Raw genomic sequence first — 19,517 nt, 5'->3', positions numbered from 1 at the left:
GACGTGGGTGCCGGCGAGCGGCACTACGATCGCCGCATGGCCTCGCAGAAGTCCGATTCGCCCGCCAACCCGGCCGCCGCGCCGCAGGTCAGCGTCTGGGTGCGGCCGCCGAAGGAGCACCGGCGCGGCAGCGCGCCCAGCGGGCTCTCGCGGGAGCGCATCGTCCGCGCCGCGGTCGCGCTGCTGGACGCCGAGGGCGAGCAGCGCTTCTCGATGCGGCGGCTGGCGGCGGAGCTCGGGGTCACCCCGATGTCGGTCTACTGGTATGTCGACAACAAGGGCGAGCTGCTGGAGCTGGCCCTCGACGAGGCCCTCGGTGAGATGCGGATCCCGCCGCTCGCCGAGGACGGCGACTGGCGTGAGCACCTGCGGGTGATGTGCGAGGAGTACCGCGCCTTCTACCGCCGCCACCTGTGGGCCACCCGCGTCGCGGGAGAGGTGCTGCCGCTCGGGCCGAACGCGCTGTTCTTCACCACCAGCGCGGTCGCGGCGGCGGAACGCACCGGCCTGCCGCGCCAGCACTACGCGGGCGCGCTGGGCCTGCTCTTCCAGTTCGTCTACGGCTTCGCCACGTCCGAGGGGCAGATGCTCATCCGGGTGCGCGAGTCCGGGCTGGACGAGCAGCAGTACCACGCCGCGGTGGTCGGTCTGGCGGCCGAGATCGACCACCGGCACGTCGACAACGCGGACAAGGTCATGCCGCCGCAGGCGGGGGAGACGGAGGCCGCGAAGCGGGACCGCAGCTTCGCCGAGAGCCTGGACCTGGCCCTCGACGGCATCGCGGCCCGCATCGGCAGGAGCGCGGGCACCGTCTGACGTCGGACCCGCTCCGACGTCTGAGCGACTTGGTCAGAGCCGCCCTGTCCTGCCGACGGGGCCGAGGCCGCCCCCGGCGACGGCCGCCGCGACTGGCGTGCCGGTCGTGTCCACGGTGTCACCCGGGAACGGCCAGGGCAGCGCGACGGTCGCGACCGGGTTCCCGGGTCTGGCCGTGGGGGTGCCGCAGTCGACGGTGGCCCGGCCTTCGGGCGACCAGCGGACCGCGCACGCGCCCTGGTCCGGCTGCACCCGGACCACCTGCGCGGTGGTGTGCCGCCCCAGCAGCGCCACGTCCGCGGAGGCCAGGCCCACCAGCATGGCCGCGGCGAGGGCGAGCACCGCCCAGAACGGGGCGGTCGGCAGGCGTCGCCTGCCGGGCGTCGCTCCGGGCGGGCGCGGCGTCTCGGCCGGCCACGCGCCGACGGTCCGCGCGTCCTGCGCCGCCCTGCGGCGCGTGTTCCCTGAGCTGGGCGTTAGAATTGCGCAGCGTGAGCGCCAAGCCCTTCATCCCCGATGTCCTGGCCGCCCGCTACGCCTCCGGCGAGCTCGCGCGGCTGTGGTCCCCCGAACACAAGGTCGTCCTCGAACGGCAGCTGTGGCTGGCCGTGCTGAAGGCCCAGGCCGACCTGGGGATCGAGGTGCCCGCGGGTGCCGTCGCCGACTACGAGCGCGTGATCGACACCGTCGACCTCGGCTCGATCGCCGAGCGCGAGCGGGTCACCCGGCACGACGTCAAGGCCCGGATCGAGGAGTTCAACGCCCTCGCCGGACACGAGCAGGTCCACAAGGGCATGACCTCCCGGGACCTGACCGAGAACGTCGAGCAGCTGCAGATCAAGCAGTCGCTGGAGCACGTCCGCGACCGCACGGTCGCGCTGCTTGCGCGTCTCGCGCAGCTCGCCGCCGAGCACGGCGAGCTCGTGATGGCCGGCCGCTCCCACAACGTCGCCGCCCAGGCGACCACGCTGGGCAAGCGCTTCGCGACCGCCGCCGACGAGCTGCTCGTCGCCTTCACCCGGCTGGAGGAGCTGATCGCCCGTTACCCGCTGCGCGGGATCAAGGGCCCGGTCGGCACCAGCCAGGACATGCTGGATCTGCTCGGCGGCGACGCCGCCAAGCTGGCCGACCTGGAGCGGCGCGTCGCCGGTCACCTCGGCTTCGACCACGGCTTCACCTCCGTCGGCCAGGTCTACCCGCGCTCGCTCGACTACGACGTGCTCACGGCCCTGGTCCAGCTGGCCGGCGCGCCGGGCTCCCTGGCCAAGACGATCCGCCTGATGGCCGGCATCGAGCTGGTGACGGAGGGCTTCAAGGAGGGCCAGGTCGGCTCCTCCGCGATGCCGCACAAGATGAACACCCGCTCCTGCGAGCGCGTCAACGGCCTGGCCGTGATCCTGCGCGGCTACGCCTCCATGGTCTCCGAGCTCTCCGGTGACCAGTGGAACGAGGGCGACGTCTCCTGCTCGGTCGTGCGCCGCGTCGCGCTGCCGGACGCGTTCTTCGCCTTCGACGGCCTGGTCGAGACGTTCCTGACGGTGCTGGACGAGTTCGGCGCCTTCCCGGCCGTCATCGCCGCCGAGCTGGACCGCTACCTGCCTTTCCTCGGCACCACCAAGGTCCTGATGGCCTCGGTGCGCGCCGGTGTCGGTCGCGAGACCGCACACGAGGCGATCAAGGAGCACGCGGTCGGCTCCGCCCTGGCGATGCGTCAGGGCGTGCGTGAGAACCAGCTGCTGGACCGCCTCGCGGCGGACGAGCGCATCCCGCTGGACCGTGCGGGCCTGGACGCGCTGCTGGCCGACAAGCTCTCCTTCACCGGCGCGGCCTCCGCGCAGGTCGGCGAGGTGGTCGCGCGCGTCGAGCAGGTCAGCGCCCGCTACCCGGAGGCGGCCAAGTACCGCCCGGGCGCGATCCTCTGACCGCCGCACCACAAGCGAAGGCCGCCGACCCCTCCGGTCGGCGGCCTTCGCCGTTCCCTACCGGGTCCGCCGGCGGCCGGCCGCCGTGACGGTTCGCAGCAGCGCCTCCACCTCCGTGGCACGGGGGTGGTTCAGCTCGCGCAGGATCGCCAGCGCCTGCTGCCAGCGCCGCCGGGCGTCGAGGACACGGCCGTGGGCGTCGTCGGCGTAGCCGAGGACCTCCAGCGCGATGGCCTCGTCGATGCGGTTGCCCGTGCGCCGGTTCGCCTCGCGCGCCTGCCCGGCGTGGACCGCGGCCTCGTCCCACCGGTCCAGCCTGCGCAGGGCGTCCGCGATGTTGCTCTGCTCCCGGCCGACGCTGAACGTGTCGTCCTCGCGGTGGAGGCGGAGGGCGGCCCGGTAGTGGTCGAGGGCGGCGTCTAGGTTCCCGAGGCGCTTGTACGCCTCGCCCAGATTGGTGTGGGCGGCGCCTTCGAAGCTGGGCACGCCGAGGCCGCGGAAGATGTCGGCGCAGCGTTCCAGCAGGGGCACGGCGTCGGCCGCCCGTCCGGACTCGGTCAGGGTGAGTCCCAGATTGCCCAGGCAGGAAGCCTCGCCACGGAGGTCGCCGAGGCTCCTGCGGATCTCGATGGCCTGGAGCAGGCAGGCCTCGGACTCCGGCATCCGGTGGACCCGGCGGTAGGCGGGTGCGAGGGCGTTGAGCACCCAGGAGACGGCCTCGGGGTCGCCCAGCCGTCGTGTGCTCGCCAACGCCCGCTCGTAGGTGGGGATGCCGTCGCGCTCCTCGCCCGTGTTGAACAGCTCCCACATCGTGTGGGCGAGTTTCCAGGCGATCTCGTCCCGGCCGGACTCCGCGGCCAGGGCCACCGCGGCGACGAGGTGGTCGGCCTCCGTCGCGCACCAGGTCCGCGCCTCGTCGACGCCCTCGAAGGCCTGCGGCCGGCAGTCCGGCCCCACCGGCTCGAGGTCGAGGTGGCGCCGGTCCGGTCGGAGCAGGCGGGACGCCGCGTCGTTCGTGCGCAGCAGCCAGTACAGCAGGCGGTCCGTCGCCGCCTCGCGCTCGTCGGCGGGTTCGTCCGCGTGAGCGCGTTCGGCGGCGTAGAGGCGGACGAGATCGTGCATGGTGAAACGGCCGGGTGAGGGCTGCTCGATCAGGTGCACCGCGGCCAGGCCCTCGAGGTGCTCGGCTGCCTCGTGCGGGGGGAGCGCCAGCAGGGCGGCGGCAGCCGGGAGGCTGGTGGCCGGTCCCGGGCAGAGCGCGAGGAGGCGGAAGGCGCGCGCCTGGTGGGGCGACAGGTCCCGGTAGCTGACTGCGAAGGTGGCCCGCACCGCGCGGTCCTCCACGCTGAGCACGTTCAGCCGCCGTGTCTCGTCCGCCAGGTGGTCGGCCAGGTCCCGCACGGACCAGTCCGGGCGGGCCACGAGCCTGCTGGCCGCGAGCCGGATCGCGAGCGGAAGGCCGGCGCACGCCTCCAGCACGGCCCGCTCCGCCGCCGGCTCGGCCGCGGACCGCTCCGCGCCCACGACGCGGCGGAACAGCGCCAGGGACTCCGCCGGGTCGAGGACGCCCAGGGTGACGCGGACGGCCCCGTCGAGCCCCACCATGGCACTGCGGCTGGTGATCAGCACCCGGCTGCCGCCCGCCCCCGGCAGCAGCGGACGCACCTGGGCGGCGTCGCGGACGTTGTCCAGCAGGACGAGCACGCGGCGCTCCGCGAGGAGGCTGCGGTACTGGGCGCCGCGCTCGTCCGGATCGACGGCGATCTCCGCGGCGGGCGTGCCGAGCGCCCGCAGGAACCGGGCGAGGACGTCCTGGGGAGCGGCCGCGCTGCCGCCGGCGGCGTTCAGGTCGACCTGCAACTGACCGTCGGGGAACTGCCGCAGCACCCGGTGTGCGACGTGCACCGCCAGCGACGTCTTGCCCACGCCTCCGCTGCCGCTGATCGCCGCGGTGAGCACCACCGCAACGGCGGGGCCCGAGGACTCCGGCCCGAGCAGCGCGGTCAGTTGCTCCGCTACTGCCGTCCGGCCGGTGAAGTCGGGCAGGTCGGCGGAGAGTTCGGCCGGCCTGGTGGCCACCCGCCGGGGCCTCGGCTGGGCGTGGACCCGTACGCACGCGGCGCGCCAGCGGTCGACGTCCGGCTCGTCGAGGCCGAGCGCGCGGACGACCGCGACGACCAGGTCCTGGCTGAGCCTGCGCCGACCTGGCTGGAACAGGTCGGCGACGGTGGACTTCGAGACCTGCTGCGGACGACGTGACAGCGCCCCGACCCGCTTGGCCAGATCCCGGAAGGAGGGGTCGCCGCCCCACACGCGTAACCGGTCCAGTAACGCGATGAACTCGCCCAGATCCGTGGCACTCCCCGGATCCGGGCAGGCGCTTGCCTGCGCTTCGACCATGTTTCCCCCCGTTGCCCTATACGGGCACCTTGTCGTGACATGTGCCAGCCTAGCGTCCGGACAAGTCCGGGAAAGTGGCCTGCGAGGGGAGAGAACGGAGATCGTCGAGGCAGTGCTCGTCCACCAGAGGGAGAACAGCATGCGCATCAGCAAGAGCCTCGCCGCCGTGGCCCTGGCCACCACCGCCGTCGTCGGCGTCGGCGTCGCGACCGCCGGCACCGCGTCCGCCCTGTCCGGCAGCGACAGCGCCACCAGCGCCCACGGGACCTGGTACCAGGTGTACATCGGCGGCACCAACGCCGTCGCGGCCTGGCACGTCAACCTGGGCAACACCGACGAGGAGATGTACCTGACCGCCGCGGACACCTGCGGCCACACCTTCTCGTGGGCGTGGAACGACAAGACCCAGTCCCAGTGGAACAACGCCTGGTGGACGTTCTCGTGTCCGGTCGCCTGGGAGCACCTGTACCCGACCGACAACGGCGCACAGGACGGCCGCACGGTCACCCGCTGACCGACGCGTCGGCATCGTCGTCCTGCTGACCGGAGGCATGGCCGGGGGAGCATGACCGGCCCCTCAGGGCCGGTTGCGCTGGACCTCCATCCGGCAGGACGAAGCCCCACCACCCGGACAACGGGTGGTGGGGCTTCGCCGTGTGGCCGGTGGACCATGACGGAACGTCACAGCATGACGTGCTTGGCCTGCGTGTACTCCAGCAGACCCGTCATCGACAGGTCGCTGCCGTAGCCGGACTGGCCGCGTCCGCCGTGGGGCATCTCCGAGACGGTCGTGCCGTGCGTGTTGACCCAGACGATGCCCGTCCGCAGCTCCCGCGTCGCCCGCAGGGCGCGTCCGACGTCGTTGGTCCACACGCTCGCGGCGAGCCCGAAGCGGACGCCGTTGGCGAGTCGCAGCGCCTCCGCCTCGTCGGCGAACGACTGGACGGTGACGACCGGCCCGAACACCTCCTCCTGCACGATCTCGTCGTCCTGCCGCACCGAGGCGACGACCGTCGCCTGGTGGAAGAAGCCGTCCCGAGCCACCGCCGCACCGCCCGCCACGATCTCGGCGTGGCCTGGCAGGCGTTCCAGCAGCCCACTGACGCGGGCCAGTTGGGCGGCGCTGTTGAGCGGGCCGAAGGCCGCGCCCGGCTCGTCGGGTCCGCCCGTGCGCAGCGCGGCGGCGTGGGAGGCGAAGGCGTCCAGGAAGGCGTCGTGGACGTCGCGGTGGACCAGCAGCCGGGTGGCGGCCGTGCAGTCCTGGCCCGCGTTGTAGAAGGCGACCTCCGCCAGCGCCTCGGCGACGGCCTCGACGTCCACGTCCTCGTGCACCAGTACCGGTGCGTTGCCGCCGAGTTCGAGGTGCAGGCGCTTGAGGTCGGCGGCGCAGGCCGCCGCGATCTCGCGCCCGGCGCGGACGCTGCCGGTGACCGCGACCATCGCGGGCGTGGGGTGCGCGACCAGTGCCGCGCCCGTGGCCCGGTCGCCGCAGACGACGTTGAGCACGCCCGGCGGCAGGTGCTCGGCCGCGAGGCGCGCCAGCAGCGCCGTGGAGGAGGGGGTGGTGTCGGCCGGCTTGAGCACGACGGTGTTGCCCGCCGCGAGAGCCGGGGCCAGCTTCCACACCGCCATCATCAACGGGTAGTTCCACGGTGTGATCTGCGCGCAGACCCCGATCGGTTCGCGGCGCAGCAGCGAGGTGCGGTCCTCGGTGTACTCCGCCGCCACGCTCCCCGGCAGCGCCCGCGCGGCGCCCGCGAAGAAGCGCAGCGTGTCGACGACGGCCGGGAGTTCGTCAGCCAGGAACGCGTCGCGCGGCTTGCCCGTGTCGGCGGTCTCGGTCTCGGTGAACTCCTTGAGGTGGCGCTCCACGGAGTCCGCGAGGCGCAGCAGGGCCCGTTGCCGCCGGGCGGGCGTGGCACGCGACCAGCGGTCCAAGGCCGATTCGGCGGCGGCGCACGCCGCGTCGACGTCCTCGGGCCCGGAGCGGGCGGCGTGCCCGTGCGGGTGCCCGGTGGCCGGGTCGACCAGGGCGGTCCGCGCGCCGTCGGCGGCGGGCCGGTCCGTTCCCCCGATGTGGTTGAGCACCTCGGAGGTCGATGTGAGGTCAGCCACGGCGCAGCGCCTCCTCGGCGGCGGCGCGACCGGTACGGACCGCGCCCTCCATGTAGCCGGCCACCCACTGGTCCGAGCCGCACACGTAGAAGGGCGGCTCGTGCGTGCCGTGCAGCGGGCCGACGCGCAGCACGTCGCCGGGGACCCACTGGGTCACGTAGCCCTGCGTCCACGGGTCCGTGCCCCAGTTCCGCAGCCAGACGGCGATCGGAGCGGTCGCCTCCGGCCCGTACAACCCGGCGATCTCGTCCAGCAGTTCGCGCTCACGCAGGTGGGCCGGCATGCCGAGCAGCACGCCGAACCGCTCCGGCGGGACGAGGGCGGAGAGGACGGCGGTGCTCTGCGGCCAGGTGCTGCCGAGCACGCCCTCGCACTCGGACAGGCCGCTCAGCCCCCGGTCGCGCCAGAACGGCTGCCGGTACGCGGCGACGAACTTCGCAGCTGTCGCGTGGCGTTGGGCGTGCAGCGAGGCGAGCCGCGGGTCGGAGACGCCGCTGACCGCCACGTCCCGCAACGGGCCGACCGGCAGCGCGCTGACCACCGCCGAGGCGGTCAGCGTCTCGCCGCCGCGCAGCCGGACCGTGCAGCGGCCGGGCCTGATGTCCAACGCCGAGACGGCGGCGCCGAGTCGGACGCGCGGGCCGAGCTCCTCGGCCATCCGCAGCGCCACCGTCGCCGAGCCTTCGGCGACGCGCAGGCCCTCCCAGTCGTCGTAGTCGTAGTGGCCCTTGCTCGGCACGGCCGCCTGCTTGCGCAGCGCGGCGAGCAGCGAGGAGCGTTCGATCGAGCCGTCGGCGAGGCCGAGCGAGCCGATCTCCCACAGCCGCACCACCGCGGCCGGGGCCTTGCGTGCGCGCAGCCAGGCGCCCACCGACAGGGCGTCGAGCGAGGCCGCCTCGGGGTGCGACCACGGGTCCGCCGGGTCGACGGTGGCGGCCAGTGAGACGAACTCGGCGGTGATCTCGCGCTGTTCGGCCTCGTCGTCGGGACCGAACCAGTGCGGGGGGTCGCCCGCGGAGACGCCCTCGGGCGTGGCGCGGGCGATCAGGCCGGGCTCGGCGACGTAGCTGGGCACCAGGGTCAGGCCGAGCTCGGCGACCAGGCCCAGGTAGGCGGTGTGGGCGCGGCCGACGACCTCGCCGCCGAGCTGCACCAGCCGCCCGTCGGGGAGTTGCTGCTGCTCGACCCGGCCGCCGACGCGGTCGCGGGCCTCGACGACGAGGACGTCGACGCCGGCGGTGGCGAGATCGCGGGCGGCGCTGAGCCCGGCCAGGCCGGCGCCGAGCACGATGACGTCGTGGTTCACAGGGGTGGTTCCTCTCGTGAGCGGGGCGGGGCGGGGAGGCGCGGGGCTCACCCGCCGTCGCCCGTTCGGCCCGGCCCGGCCCGTCCGTTCCGCGCGGGAGGCGGGAGGGACGGACCGAGGGCCGGGTTCGTGCTGCGCAGGCGGCGGAGTGGTCAGCGGCCGAGGACCAGGCAGTGCTCGGGGTCGTAGCCGATCTCGACCCGCTCGCCGCCCTCCCAGCGGTCCTCCATCCGGGCGCGGGCGGTGTTCTGCTCCAGCGCGGCGACGGTGACGCCGGGGGCGAGTTCGATCAGGTAGGTGGTGGTGGGCCCGGAGTAGACCGTCTCCCGGATCACCCCGCCGACGACGGGCATGCCCGGCTCGAAGTCGGACAGCCAGATCTTCTCGGGCCGGATCGACACGTCGACGGTGCTGCCGTCGGCGATCCCCGGCCGGGTGCCGACGGGCAGCGAGGGGCCGCCGTCGAGCTGGACGGCGCCGTCGCGGTAGACACCGCTCACGAGGTTGGACGTCCCCATGAACGCGGCCACGAACCGGCTCTCGGGCCGCTCGTAGACGTCCTCGGGCGTGCCGCACTGCTCCACGCGGCCGCCGTTCATGACGGCGACGCGGTCGGACATGGTCAGTGCCTCGTCCTGGTCGTGGGTGACGAAGACGAAGGTGATGCCCACCTCGCGCTGGATCTGCTTGAGTTCCACCTGCATCTGCCGCCGCAGCTTGAGGTCGAGCGCGGCCAGCGGCTCGTCGAGCAGCAGCACGGCCGGCCGGTTGACCAGCGCCCTGGCCAGGGCGACGCGCTGACGCTGGCCGCCGGAGAGGGTGCGCGGCTTGCGCTCCGCCATGCCGCCGAGCTGCACCAGGTCGACCATGGCGCCGACCCGCTCGCGGATCTCGGCCTTCGGCACACCCTTGCGCCTGAGCCCGAAGCCGATGTTGTCGGCGACACTGAGGTGGTCGAAGAGCGCGTAGCTCTGGAAGACGGTGTTGACGTTGCGCTTGTTCGGCGGCAGGGCGGTGACGTCCTCGCCGGAGAGCAGCACGGCGCCGTCGGTCGGGTCGGCGAATCCGCCGATCATGCGCAGGGTGGTGGTCTTGCCGCAGCCGGAGGGGCCGAGCAGCGAGAAGAACTCGCCCGGGGCGATGTCCAGGCAGAGGTCGCGCACGGCGTGGGAGCCGTTGAACTCCTTGCTGATGTGCTCGAGTCTGACGGCCGGCACGGCGGGTGCGTCGGGCACAACGGGGGTCTGCGTCATGGGTCTTACTCCCCGGAGATGAGGTCGAGGCCGCCGCGGCGGCCGAAGAGGCGCGGGATGGCCAGGGCGAGGCCGATCAGGGTGATGGAGCCGGCCAGCATCATGGTCCCGACCGCGTTGATGGTCGGCTCGACGCCGAAGCGGATCGCGGAGTAGATGCGCACGGCCAGCGGCTGCGGGTCGACGCCGGTGGTGAAGTAGGCGAGCACGAAGTCGTCGAACACCAGGGCGAAGATCAGCACGGCGCTGGCCAGGATGGCGGGCAGCAGCGCGGGCAGGGTGACCAGGCGCAGCGCCTGCCAGCGCGTCGCGCCGAGGTCCATCGCCGCCTCCTCGACCTCCGGGTTCAGCGCGGCCACCCGGGAGCGGAGGATGACGGTGACGTAGGAGATGGAGAAGGTGATCTCCGCGATCATCACGGTGCCGCTGTTCAGGGTGATGCCGAGGCCCTTGAAGAGCAGCAGCGAGGCGACGCCGGTGACGATCTCGGGGGTGATCAGCGGGACCATCATGATCAGGCCCGCGTAGCTGCCGAGCCGTCCCTTGTGGCGGACCAGGCCGAGTGCGAGGGCCACGCCGAGCACGACCGAGCCGAGCATGGCGACGAGCGAGACCTCCAGGCTCATCCCCAACGAGCCGAGCAGCACGCTGTCGTGGAAGAACGCCTCGTACCAGCGCAGCGAGAAGCCCTTGAAGACGGTGAGCGACTTCTGCGAGTTGAAGGAGAAGAGCACGACCATCGCGATCGGCAGGTAGAGCAGCACGAAGAAGACGACGGTGGTGGCGATCGCGAAGACCGGCCGGCGGCGCGACCCGCGACGGCGTCGGCGGGGACGGGGAGTGGTGGCTGTCGCGCTCATCGGGTGGCCTCCGCCTCGTCCTTGCGGGTGCGCCGCAGGTAGCCGAACATCGCCAGCAGCAGCACCGCCATCAGCGCCATCGTCAGCGCCGAGCCCAGCGGCCAGTCCTGGCCCTCGAAGAACTTGTCCTGGATCAGGTTGCCGATCATGATCTGGTTCGGTCCGCCCATGAACTGCGCGCTGACGAAGTCGCCCATCGCCGGCAGGAAGACCAGCACCACCCCGGCTGCCGCGCCCTGCCGGGTGGCGGGGACGGTGACGTAGAGGAAGGTGCGCAGCGGCCCGCCGTACAGGTCGCGGCCGGCCTCGATCAGGGAGGTGTCCATGCGTTCCATGGCCGCGTACAGCGGGATGATCATGAAGACCACGAAGCCGTAGACCAGGCCCGCGATGACGCCGAAGCCGGTGTTGAGGATCTTCGTGTGGGCGTCCGCCAGCCCGAGGGCCCGCAGCACCCGCAGCACCGGGCCGTCGTCGGACAGCAGCACCGACCACCCGTACATGCGCACCAGGTAGTTGGCGAAGAACGGCACCACGATCGCGGCGATCAGCGCGTTCTTGAGCCGCCCGGCGTGCAGGGCGACCGCGTAGGCCACCGGGTAGGCGATCAGCAGGCAGATCACCGAGGTCAGCAGCGCGTACCCGAGGGAACGCACCATCACGTCCCGGTAGGCGGGGTCGGCCAGCGCCTTGAGGTTGCCGAGGTCGGTGCCGAAGCGCGGGTCGCCGAGCTGGTCGGTGGTGCCGAAGGAGATCGCCGCGACCAGCAGCAGCGAGGCGATGAAGAAGACGGACATCCACACCGTGCCCGGCAGGGTCAGCCAGGTCCACAGGCGGGCACCGGCGGCGGAGGGACGCGGCCGCCGGTCGCGCCGCGTGGTTCTGCCGACGGGCTCGTCCTCGGTGCGGACGGGGGTGCGCAGTGCCATCTCAGCCCGCCTTCACGTCGGTCCAGGCCGTGTCGCGCGCCTGCGCGCCGCCCGCGGCCGGATTGCGGAAGTAGAGCGAGGGCTTGAGGTCGCCCGGCGCGATCACGCACTGCGGCAGCTGCTTGACCAGCGCCGCGTAGGTCGCCTCGGTGCCTCGCACCGGCATCGGGTAGCCGAGGTACTGGATGGTCTTGATCGCGTTCTCGGGCCGCAGCATGTAGTCGATGAAGAGCATCGCCGTGCCCGGATGTTCGGCGTTCGCGGGTATCGCGAAGCAGTCCGAGTTGATCGGCGACCCCTCCCTGGCCACCTCGAAGCCGTAGATGGTGGCGTCCTTGGCCTGGTTGAGCACGCTGACCATGTCGCCGCTCCACGCCTGGGTCATGGTCGCGGTGCCGTTGAGCAGGTTGTTGTAGTCGTCGCTGGAGAAGCCGCGCAGGTGCGGGCGGAGCGTCTGCATCAGCGCCGTGATCTTGTCCAGGTCGCCCTGCGCGGTGGTGTTCGGGTCCAGCCCGAGCTTGAGGGCGGCCATGCCGAGCACTTCGTCCTCGTCGTCCAGGACGAAGGTGGTGCCGCTCGACTGCGCGTCCCACAGGTCCTGCCAGGAGCCGGTCAGCGCGCCCAGCTTGTCGCGGCGCCAGCCGATCCCCGTCTTGTACATCGTGAACGGCACGGTGTGCGCGGACCTGGGGTCGTACCAGGGGTCGTCGAAGTACGGGTAGCCGCCGAACACCGCCTCGGCGTTGCGCAGCTTGCCGTGGTCGATGGTGTGCAGGCGTCCGGCCTGGGCGAGACGCTGGGCGTACTTGGCCGAGGGGAAGATGACGTCGTACTTGTTGCCGGCGTCGAGCTTGGCCACCATGCCGGGCATCGAGTCGAAGTTCGACTGGATGATCTTGACGCCGTACTCCTTCTGGAACCCGGCGAAGACGGAGGGGTCGATGTAGTCGGCCCAGTTGAAGTAGACGAGCGGTCCGTCGACCTTCATGTCGATCGGCTTGTCGGTCTGCGCGGCCTGCACGGTGGCGGGCTGGCTGAAACCGCAGCCGGCCAGGCCGAGCCCGAGGGCGCCGAGGCCTCCGGCGCGGAGCAGGGATCTGCGGGAGAGCTGAGCGAGGTGGTCGGACATCAGTGTCCTCTCCGGGTGGGTGGACCGGCGGGGGCGGGGCCGGCTGGAGGTGACCGAAAGTGGGCGTGCGGCATCACCGGCTCGGTACGTGCGTACCTGCGGCCGTGCGTACGGGGATGCGGCACCGGGCGCGCGTGCGGGAGGCGCGTCGTGTGTGCAGGGTGAGGGTGGTGCGGGGTGAGGGTGGTGCGGGTGTGCGTGAGGTGGGTCAGCCGCGCTGGGGCGTCGCCGTCCTGGTGGCGTCCTGCGGGAACGGTGTGGTGACGCCGAGCTGCGGCGCGAGGACGGACCAGATCTGGTCGCGCGCGTCGGCGAGGTCCATCGCCGAGGAGCCGAGCAGGATCCGGGTGCCGAAGCCGTTGGTCAGCGCGATCACCAGATCGGCGAGCCGGCCGACGTCGCACGGGCCGAACTCGCCGGCCGCCTGGCCGTCGCGGACCACGCCCGCGATCCAGTCGCGCAGGTTCGCGTACAGGTCCCGCGCGACGCCGAGCGAGTCCGCGTCGCGCACCGCGCGCAGGTGCAGCTCCTGCCAGAGCAGGAAGTCGCGGCGCAGCTCGGTGTCGATCGGCAGGCAGGCGTCGACGACGCGGGCCAGCCGCCAGGTGTGCGGCCGCTCGTCCGGCGGCTCGGCCGCGTACCCCTCGACGCCCGCGTGCTCGTAGGAGAACGCCAGCGCCTCCAGGAAGAGCTTCTCGCGGGTCGAGAAGTGGTAGTGCAGCAGCGCCGAGGAGACCCCGGCACGCTCCGCCACCATCCGCATCCGGACCTTCTCGAAGCCGACCTCGGCGATCGTGTCGCAGGCCGCGAGCAGGATCGCGCGCCGGGTCTGCTCCGCGCGGTCCGCCTGCGCGGTGGTCGTCTCCTGGCGGCTGGCGGGACTCACGCGGTGGCTCCGGGGTTCGGTGCGTCGTCTGCGGTGGCGGTGGTGACGGCCTGGCTTTCGACGCCCGCGACGGCGGCGGTACCCGCGAGGTCCGCGCGGATCCGCCGGGCGAACCACCCCACGGCCGCCTCGCGGCGCGCGAGCGGGCCGGGCCGGAACCCGGGCGTGGACAGGCCCTGCTGAACGCGTGCCACCAGCACGGCGTCCTCGTCGTTGGTGATCCACCCGATCCTCATGTTCAGTCGGCGCGCCAGCTTGGTGCGCAGACTCGTGCCGGGCTTGGTGTAGAAGGCACCAGGGATCGCCACTCGGTCGGGAGCGGTGGGAACGGCGGTCCAGGCGATCACGTGATCAGGATAGAAGTCCAGCAGGGTGTTCGGGTAGATCACCGCGTAGCGCCAGGTGCGCCGGTCCGCCTCGGTCAGGCCCGGCATCATGCCGGCCAGCTTCTGGTAGAGGCGCTCGAACAGGTTGGACGAGGGCTTCTCGCGCAGCGGCGACTCGAAGAGCACGTAGGAGCCGTGTTCCTCGCCGTCGTAGTTCTGGTAGTCCAGCAGCCGCATCAGCGCCGGGTGCGCCACCGGGACGTGGTAGCCCTCCAGGTAGTTGTCGACGGCGACCTTCCAGTTGGCGTGCTGCACCTCCGCCCCGGCCAGGTCGTGGATCCGGCCGCGGCCGAGGGGCTGCAGCCCGGGCGTGGTGTAGCGGCCGATCGCCTCGGCCAGCCCGGCGCACTGCTCGGCCAGGGGTGCGGCCCGTCCGTCGAGGTTGACGAAGACGAAGCCCAGGAAGGACTCGACCGCCACCGGGAAGAGACCCAGCTTCGGCTTGTCCAGGCAGGGGATCTGCCGGGCCTCCGGCGCGCCGACCAGGCTGCCGTCGAGGCGGTAGGTCCAGCCGTGGTAGGGACAGCGGATGGCCTTGCCGGAGGGCTCCGGCTCGGAGACCAGCCGGGTGCCGCGGTGGCGGCAGACGTTGAGGTGGGCGGCGAGACCGCCGTCCTCGGTGCGGACCACCAGGACCTCGCGGCCGGCGGCCCAGGCGCTCAGCCGGGCCCCGGGGCCTGCCAGCTCCGACTCGTGGCAGACCAGCTGCCAGGAGCGGGCGAAGACGCGCTCGTGCTCGGCCGCCGCGACGGCCGGATCGGTGTAGTAGTGCGCCGCCAGGGCCTCGGCCGGGGCGAGGCTCTCTTCGGAGCCTTCGGCGGTGGCGGGGCTGGGACTGGGGCGGGTCAGTTCGGACTGCATGGCGCTCCTGCTCGTCGCTTGTTCGTCGCGCGGGACCGGGGGTGGGGCAGGGACTGACTGTCTGCTCAGTGAGCGGTGCGGCAAGGTTGCGCCCTCTGGCTGTCGCTGTCAATACTTGCTGACTAACTGGTTGATCAGTACCGTGGCGAACACCGCCAGGCCGACACCGGCGCTCCTGACGTCCCATCCCAGGAGCCGCCGCCGTCCCCCGGGCGCGGCACCTCCCACACCACTCCCCACCGGTTCGGCGCACGCCGGGCCGCTCGGCATCGCACCCCGTCCCACCGCGGAGGCAGGCATGCACGGACCCCACGCAACCCGCAGGAACGCCTGGCTCGGACTCACCCCCGAGCCCGAGCGCGAGCTGCCGCACGCCGTCGCCCGGCTGCGCAGCCGGCCCCCCGAGGCCGAGCGGCGTCGCGTCGAGCGGCTCGTCCTGCACGGCAGCCGCCGCGGCTGGCTCCGCTACCTCGGCGAGGTCACCGCGCTGGTCACCCACGTTGCGGCCGGCGACCCGGTCCGGAACGGGCCCCCGGGCTCCGAGGGCTCCGAGGGCGCCGTGGGTGGTGTGGGCGCGATGGGCGCCGCCGACGTCGAGGCGGCACTCGTCGCGGGCGAGGTCGTCCTCGGCCACCACCAGATGCTGATCGGCCTGCCCGGTCCCGGTTACGACGAGGCCGCGGCCGACCGGGCCCTGCTCACCCGCGCCGTCGAACGCCTGCGCCACCGCCAGGCCGCACTGCGCGCCGCACACGATCCAGAGGCAGGCACCCGATGACCGCCACCGTCGCATCCGGTCCCGGCGCCACGCCGGTGTTCGGCCCCGGCCCCGACCGGGTCGAGAGCCTCGCCGACTACCGCTCGCACGGCGGCTACGGTTCCGGCCCCGATCCGGAGGAACTGCTCGACCGCGTGGCCGCGGCCGACCTGCGTGGGCACGGCGGCGCGGGCTTCCCGACCGCCGTCAAGCTGCGCGCCGTCCGTGACGCCGGTCGCTCCGGTCGCCCGCCCGTCGTCGTCGCCAACGGCGAGGAGGGCGAGCCCGGCTCGGTCAAGGACCGCTGGCTGCTGCGCGCCCGCCCGCACCTCGTCCTGGACGGCCTGGCCCGCGCCGCGGCGATCACCGGGGCCGACCACGCCTACGTCTACGTCTCCGACCCCACGGCCGAACGGCGCGTGCGCGAGGCACTGGCGGAGCGCGCGTTCGACGGTCCGCCGCTGGAGCTCGTGCGAGTGGAGCACGCCTACGTCGCGGGGGAGGAGAGCGCGGTGGTCCGGCGCATCGACGGCGGACCCGCGCTGCCGACCGCCAAGCCGCCGCGCGTCTTCGAGCAGGGCGTCGGCGGCGCGCCGACCCTCGTCGCCAACGTCGAGACCCTGGCCCGGCTGGCACTGCTGGCGGCGGGCACCGACGGCGGCTCCACGGTGCTGCTGACCCTGTCGGGCGGCACCCGGCCCGCGCTGCTGGTCGAGCGGCCCTACGGAGTGACGCTCGGTCGGCTCGCCCGTGAGCACGGCACGCCGCAGCCGGCCGCCGTGCTGATGGGCGGCCTGTTCGGCGGGCTGCTCCCGCCGTCCGCGCTCGACCTGCCGCTCGACCGCGTCCGGCTGGCGGCGGCGGGCACCGGCCTGGGCTGCGGCGCGATCCGCTTCCTCGCGCCGAACGAGTGCCCCGTCTCGGTCGCGGCCGACGCCGTGGACCACCTCGCCGTCGAGAGCAGCCGCCAGTGCGGCGTCTGCGTCTCCGGTACCCGCGCGCTGCGCGACACGCTCGTCGCCCTCGCCGAGGGACGCTGCGACGACGACGGCATCGCCGCGCTGGCCCGCTGGGCGCAGGCCCTCCCGGGCCGGGGCGCGTGCGGCCTCCTCGACGCGGCCGCCCGCCTGGCGGGCAGCCTGCTCACCGGCTTCCCGGACCTCGTCGCCGCCCACCAGCGCCACCCCTGCCCCACCTGCGCCGCCACCCCGCCGAACGGCGGTCAACGCCTCCGCGTCCCCGCACCCGTCCCCGCGCCTGAGCCCGCGAGCGGGCCCGCCCGTGCGGCGGAGCCCGGCGCCGGGGCGACGCCCGCGCCCGCGCCTGAGCAGGGATCGGCGCCTGCGAGCCCCGGCCCTGCGGCCGGGTTCGGCTCCGGAGCGGAGCCCCGGCATGCCGCGCGGCCTGCGTCCGCGCCTGAGCCCGCGAGCGGGCCCGCCCGTGCGGCGGAGCCCGGCGCCGGGTCGACGCCCGCGCCCGTCGGTGCGGGCCTGTGCTGACCACCTGAATTCCCCCGTCCCACCGCCCACCCGAAGAGGGGCCGCCATGAAACTCCGCATCGACTCCACCCGCTGCCAGGGCTACGGGGAGTGCCTGCCGCCGGCACCCCGGCTGATCGAGCTCGACGAGTGGGGCTATGCCAAGCTCCTCGTCGTCGAGCTGACCGCCGACCAGGAGACCGCCGCCCGCGCCGCCGTCGACGCCTGCCCCAACGACGCTCTGCGACTGGAGCGTTGACCGATGGGACGTGACCTCACCGCGCTGTTCGACCCGGCGTCCGTCGCCGTCCTCGGTGCCAGCGACGACCCGGCCAAGTACGGCCACGCCATCTCCGTGCAGGCGCTGCGCGCCAACGGGCGGCGCCCGTTGCACCTGGTCAACCGGCGTGGCGGCACCGTCCTGGGGCGGACCGCCGCCACCAGCCTCGGCGCGATCGGCGAGCCCGTCGAGCTGGTCGTCGTCAGCGTGCCGCAGACCGGCTTCGAGGACGCCGTGGACGAGGCCCTCGCCTGTGGGGCCCGTGCGATCGTCGCGATCACGGCGGGCTTCGCCGAGCTCGGCGCCGAGGGCCTGGCCCGCCAGCGCGCCGCCGCCGAGAGGGTCCGCGCGGCCGGAGCGCTGCTCGTCGGCCCCAACTGCCTCGGCATCGCCGACAACACCACCGAGCTGTACCTCGCCTCCGACCGCTTCGCCCCCGGTGGGGTCGCCCTGCTCAGCCAGAGCGGCAACCTCGCGCTGGAGCTCCAACTCCGCCTCGCCCCGCAGGGTCTGGGCTTCTCCCGGTTCGTCTCGCTGGGCAACCAGGCCGACGTGACGCTGGTGGACCTCGTCGAGGACTGCGCCCGCCACGACGGGACCCGCGCGATCGCCGTCTACGCCGAGGACTTCGGCGACGGCCGCGCCTTTGCCGAGGCCGCCGCCCAGGCCGGCAAGCCCGTCGTGCTGCTGACCGCCGGGCGCGGCGACGCCTCGGCCCGCAGCGCGAAGTCCCACACGGGCGCCCTCACGACCTCCGACGACGTGGTCCGCGCCGCCTGCCGCGACGCGGGTGTCCAGCTGACCCGCACCCCGCGCGAACTCGCCTGCGTGCTGGGCGCCCTGGACGCCGGACGGCGTGCGCGGGGGCGTCGGACGGCCGTCTTCACCGACGGCGGCGGCCACGGCTCCATCGCCGCCGACGCCGTCGAGGCCGCGGGCCTGGCAGTGCCGGAGCTCTCCGGGCCGCTTCAGGAGGAGCTCACCGGTCTGCTCTGGCAGCAGTCCGCCGTGGGTAACCCGGTGGACCTGGCGGGCATGGGCGAGCAGGACCCGATGTCGTACGCCCGTACCGTCCAGGCGCTACTGGACTCCGACGAGGTCGACGCGGTGCTGCTCACCGGCTACTTCGGCGGCTACGCCGCCGGGGACGGCGGGCTGGGCGGCTCGGGCGGGGCCGAGGGCGCCGGCGAGGCCGACGGCGGGGAGAGCGACGCGGGCGGGCTGAGCGCGCTGGGTACCGGGGAGCTGGCGGCCGCCGAGGCCATCGCCGCCGCCGTGCCCGCGTCCGGCAAACCGCTGGTGGTGCAGTCGATGTACCCGGCGTCGGTGAGCTGCCGTAGCCTGGCCGCGGCCGGCATACCCGTGCACGAGGCCGTGGAGGACGCCGCCCGCGCCCTGCTCGCCCTCGCCCCCGAGGCCGCCGCGCCCGACGGCGGTTCGCGCCGCCTGCAGGCGCTGCCGCCCGCGGCCGAGCCGCTGGACGACCCCGACTACCACGCCACCCGGCGCCTGCTGGCGGCTGCGGGGGTGCCCTTCCCGCCCGCCCGCGAGATCGCCACCGAGGACGAACTGCGGGACGCCGCCCGTGCGTTCCCCGGTCCCTACGTGCTCAAGGCGCTGCACCTGCTGCACAAGTCCGACGCCGGTGGCGTCGTGCTGCGGCTGGCGGACGAGGAGGCGCTCGTCGCCGCTCACCGCGAGATGCACGCCCGGCTCGGCGCGCCGTCGTACTCCGTGGAGGCGATGGCGGACCTCAGCGACGGCGTCGAACTCATCGTCGGCGTCAACCGTGACCCGCGCTTCGGGCCGGTGGCCATGGTCGGGCTCGGCGGCGTGCTCACCGAGGCGCTCGGGGACGTCGCCTTCGCCCTGGCGCCCGTCACCCCCGAACACGCCGAGCAGTTGCTGCGCGGTCTGCGCAGCGCGGTGCTGCTCGACGGCGTGCGCGGCCGTCCGGCCGTCGACGTCGCGGCTGCCGCGCGGGCGGTCGCCGCGATCACGGCCGTGGCCGCCGCGCACCCGGAGATCGCCGAGATGGAGGTCAACCCGCTGCTGGTGACCCCGCGCGGCGCGCTCGCCCTCGACTCCCGTGCGGTGCTCGGCTCCTGAGCCCGCACCGCCGAGCAACCCCCACCCAAC

At 73.8% G+C, this 19,517-nt stretch carries 17 protein-coding genes; 7 read left to right on the top strand and 10 right to left on the bottom strand.

The genetic code is table 11. The features are described 5' to 3' along the window. Positions 1-36: 36 nt before the first annotated feature. Positions 37-816, top strand: coding sequence for a TetR/AcrR family transcriptional regulator (locus ABH931_RS18515; RefSeq protein WP_370114580.1), 780 nt, complete (start codon positions 37-39; stop codon positions 814-816). Positions 817-849: 33 nt separating this feature from the next. Here the strand turns inward: ABH931_RS18515 and ABH931_RS18510 are convergent, their stop codons facing one another. Continuing rightward, positions 850-1,158 (bottom strand): hypothetical protein, encoded by a 309-nt coding sequence (locus tag ABH931_RS18510; protein WP_370114578.1) that lies wholly within the window; start codon positions 1,156-1,158, stop codon positions 850-852. Positions 1,159-1,307: 149 nt separating this feature from the next. Here ABH931_RS18510 and purB point away from each other — a divergent pair, with 149 nt between their 5' ends. Next, entirely contained in the window at positions 1,308-2,738 is a 1,431-nt protein-coding gene (gene purB / locus ABH931_RS18505) for an adenylosuccinate lyase (RefSeq protein ID WP_370114576.1), read from the top strand. Positions 2,739-2,795: 57 nt separating this feature from the next. Here the strand turns inward: purB and ABH931_RS18500 are convergent, their stop codons facing one another. Further along, entirely contained in the window at positions 2,796-5,138 is a 2,343-nt protein-coding gene (locus tag ABH931_RS18500) for a tetratricopeptide repeat protein (protein ID WP_370114574.1), read from the bottom strand. Between the two features lie 139 nt (positions 5,139-5,277). Here ABH931_RS18500 and ABH931_RS18495 point away from each other — a divergent pair, with 139 nt between their 5' ends. After that, positions 5,278-5,652: a hypothetical protein gene (locus tag ABH931_RS18495; protein WP_370114572.1), complete on the top strand. Its 375-nt coding sequence runs from the start codon at positions 5,278-5,280 to the stop codon at positions 5,650-5,652. Between the two features lie 167 nt (positions 5,653-5,819). Here ABH931_RS18495 and ABH931_RS18490 read toward each other — a convergent pair whose 3' ends face one another. From ABH931_RS18490 to ABH931_RS18455, 8 genes are all read right to left on the bottom strand, one after another. Continuing rightward, positions 5,820-7,253: an aminobutyraldehyde dehydrogenase gene (locus ABH931_RS18490; RefSeq protein ID WP_370114570.1), complete on the bottom strand. Its 1,434-nt coding sequence runs from the start codon at positions 7,251-7,253 to the stop codon at positions 5,820-5,822. Beyond that, on the bottom strand, positions 7,246-8,559 hold the full coding sequence (locus tag ABH931_RS18485; RefSeq protein ID WP_370114568.1) for a flavin monoamine oxidase family protein: 1,314 nt from the start codon (positions 8,557-8,559) through the stop codon (positions 7,246-7,248). The genes ABH931_RS18490 and ABH931_RS18485 overlap by 8 nt, the downstream gene beginning before the upstream one ends. 152 nt (positions 8,560-8,711) lie before the next feature. Beyond that, entirely contained in the window at positions 8,712-9,812 is a 1,101-nt protein-coding gene (locus ABH931_RS18480; RefSeq protein WP_370114566.1) for an ABC transporter ATP-binding protein, read from the bottom strand. A 5-nt stretch (positions 9,813-9,817) separates the two neighbouring features. After that, positions 9,818-10,672: an ABC transporter permease gene (locus tag ABH931_RS18475; protein WP_370114565.1), complete on the bottom strand. Its 855-nt coding sequence runs from the start codon at positions 10,670-10,672 to the stop codon at positions 9,818-9,820. Next, positions 10,669-11,601 carry an ABC transporter permease gene (locus ABH931_RS18470; protein ID WP_370114563.1) on the bottom strand — a complete coding sequence of 311 codons (933 nt, stop codon included), beginning with the start codon at positions 11,599-11,601 and terminating at the stop codon, positions 10,669-10,671. Before ABH931_RS18470 ends, ABH931_RS18475 begins: the two co-directional genes overlap by 4 nt. A 1-nt stretch (position 11,602) precedes the next feature. Further along, complete coding sequence (locus ABH931_RS18465) at positions 11,603-12,730, bottom strand: spermidine/putrescine ABC transporter substrate-binding protein (protein WP_370114561.1); 1,128 nt, start codon at positions 12,728-12,730, stop codon at positions 11,603-11,605. 208 nt (positions 12,731-12,938) lie between these two features. Next, the gene (locus ABH931_RS18460) at positions 12,939-13,616 is read right to left on the bottom strand and encodes a TetR/AcrR family transcriptional regulator (protein ID WP_370114559.1); all 678 of its coding nucleotides are present in this window, start codon (positions 13,614-13,616) and stop codon (positions 12,939-12,941) included. Continuing rightward, the gene (locus ABH931_RS18455) at positions 13,613-14,863 is read right to left on the bottom strand and encodes an aromatic ring-hydroxylating dioxygenase subunit alpha (RefSeq protein ID WP_370114557.1); all 1,251 of its coding nucleotides are present in this window, start codon (positions 14,861-14,863) and stop codon (positions 13,613-13,615) included. The genes ABH931_RS18460 and ABH931_RS18455 overlap by 4 nt, the downstream gene beginning before the upstream one ends. Before the next feature lie 298 nt (positions 14,864-15,161). Here ABH931_RS18455 and ABH931_RS18450 point away from each other — a divergent pair, with 298 nt between their 5' ends. Genes ABH931_RS18450 through ABH931_RS18435 form a run of 4 tightly spaced genes read left to right on the top strand, consistent with a single transcriptional unit; the run spans position 15,162 to position 19,487 of the window. After that, a complete protein-coding gene (locus ABH931_RS18450) occupies positions 15,162-15,641 on the top strand; it encodes a hypothetical protein (protein ID WP_370114555.1) in 480 nt (159 codons plus the stop codon). Next, positions 15,638-17,119 (top strand): NADH-ubiquinone oxidoreductase-F iron-sulfur binding region domain-containing protein, encoded by a 1,482-nt coding sequence (locus ABH931_RS18445; protein WP_370114553.1) that lies wholly within the window; start codon positions 15,638-15,640, stop codon positions 17,117-17,119. Before ABH931_RS18450 ends, ABH931_RS18445 begins: the two co-directional genes overlap by 4 nt. Before the next feature lie 46 nt (positions 17,120-17,165). Further along, a complete protein-coding gene (locus ABH931_RS18440) occupies positions 17,166-17,357 on the top strand; it encodes a ferredoxin (RefSeq protein WP_370114551.1) in 192 nt (63 codons plus the stop codon). Between the two features lie 3 nt (positions 17,358-17,360). Beyond that, positions 17,361-19,487: an acetate--CoA ligase family protein gene (locus tag ABH931_RS18435; protein ID WP_370114550.1), complete on the top strand. Its 2,127-nt coding sequence runs from the start codon at positions 17,361-17,363 to the stop codon at positions 19,485-19,487. Positions 19,488-19,517: the final 30 nt, after the last annotated feature.

This window comes from Streptacidiphilus sp. MAP12-33 (assembly GCF_041261265.1).
In the GTDB taxonomy this organism is placed as follows: domain Bacteria; phylum Actinomycetota; class Actinomycetes; order Streptomycetales; family Streptomycetaceae; genus Streptacidiphilus.
Note: the sequence above shows the minus strand (reverse complement) of the source record. Positions and strands in the feature narration are given on the sequence as shown.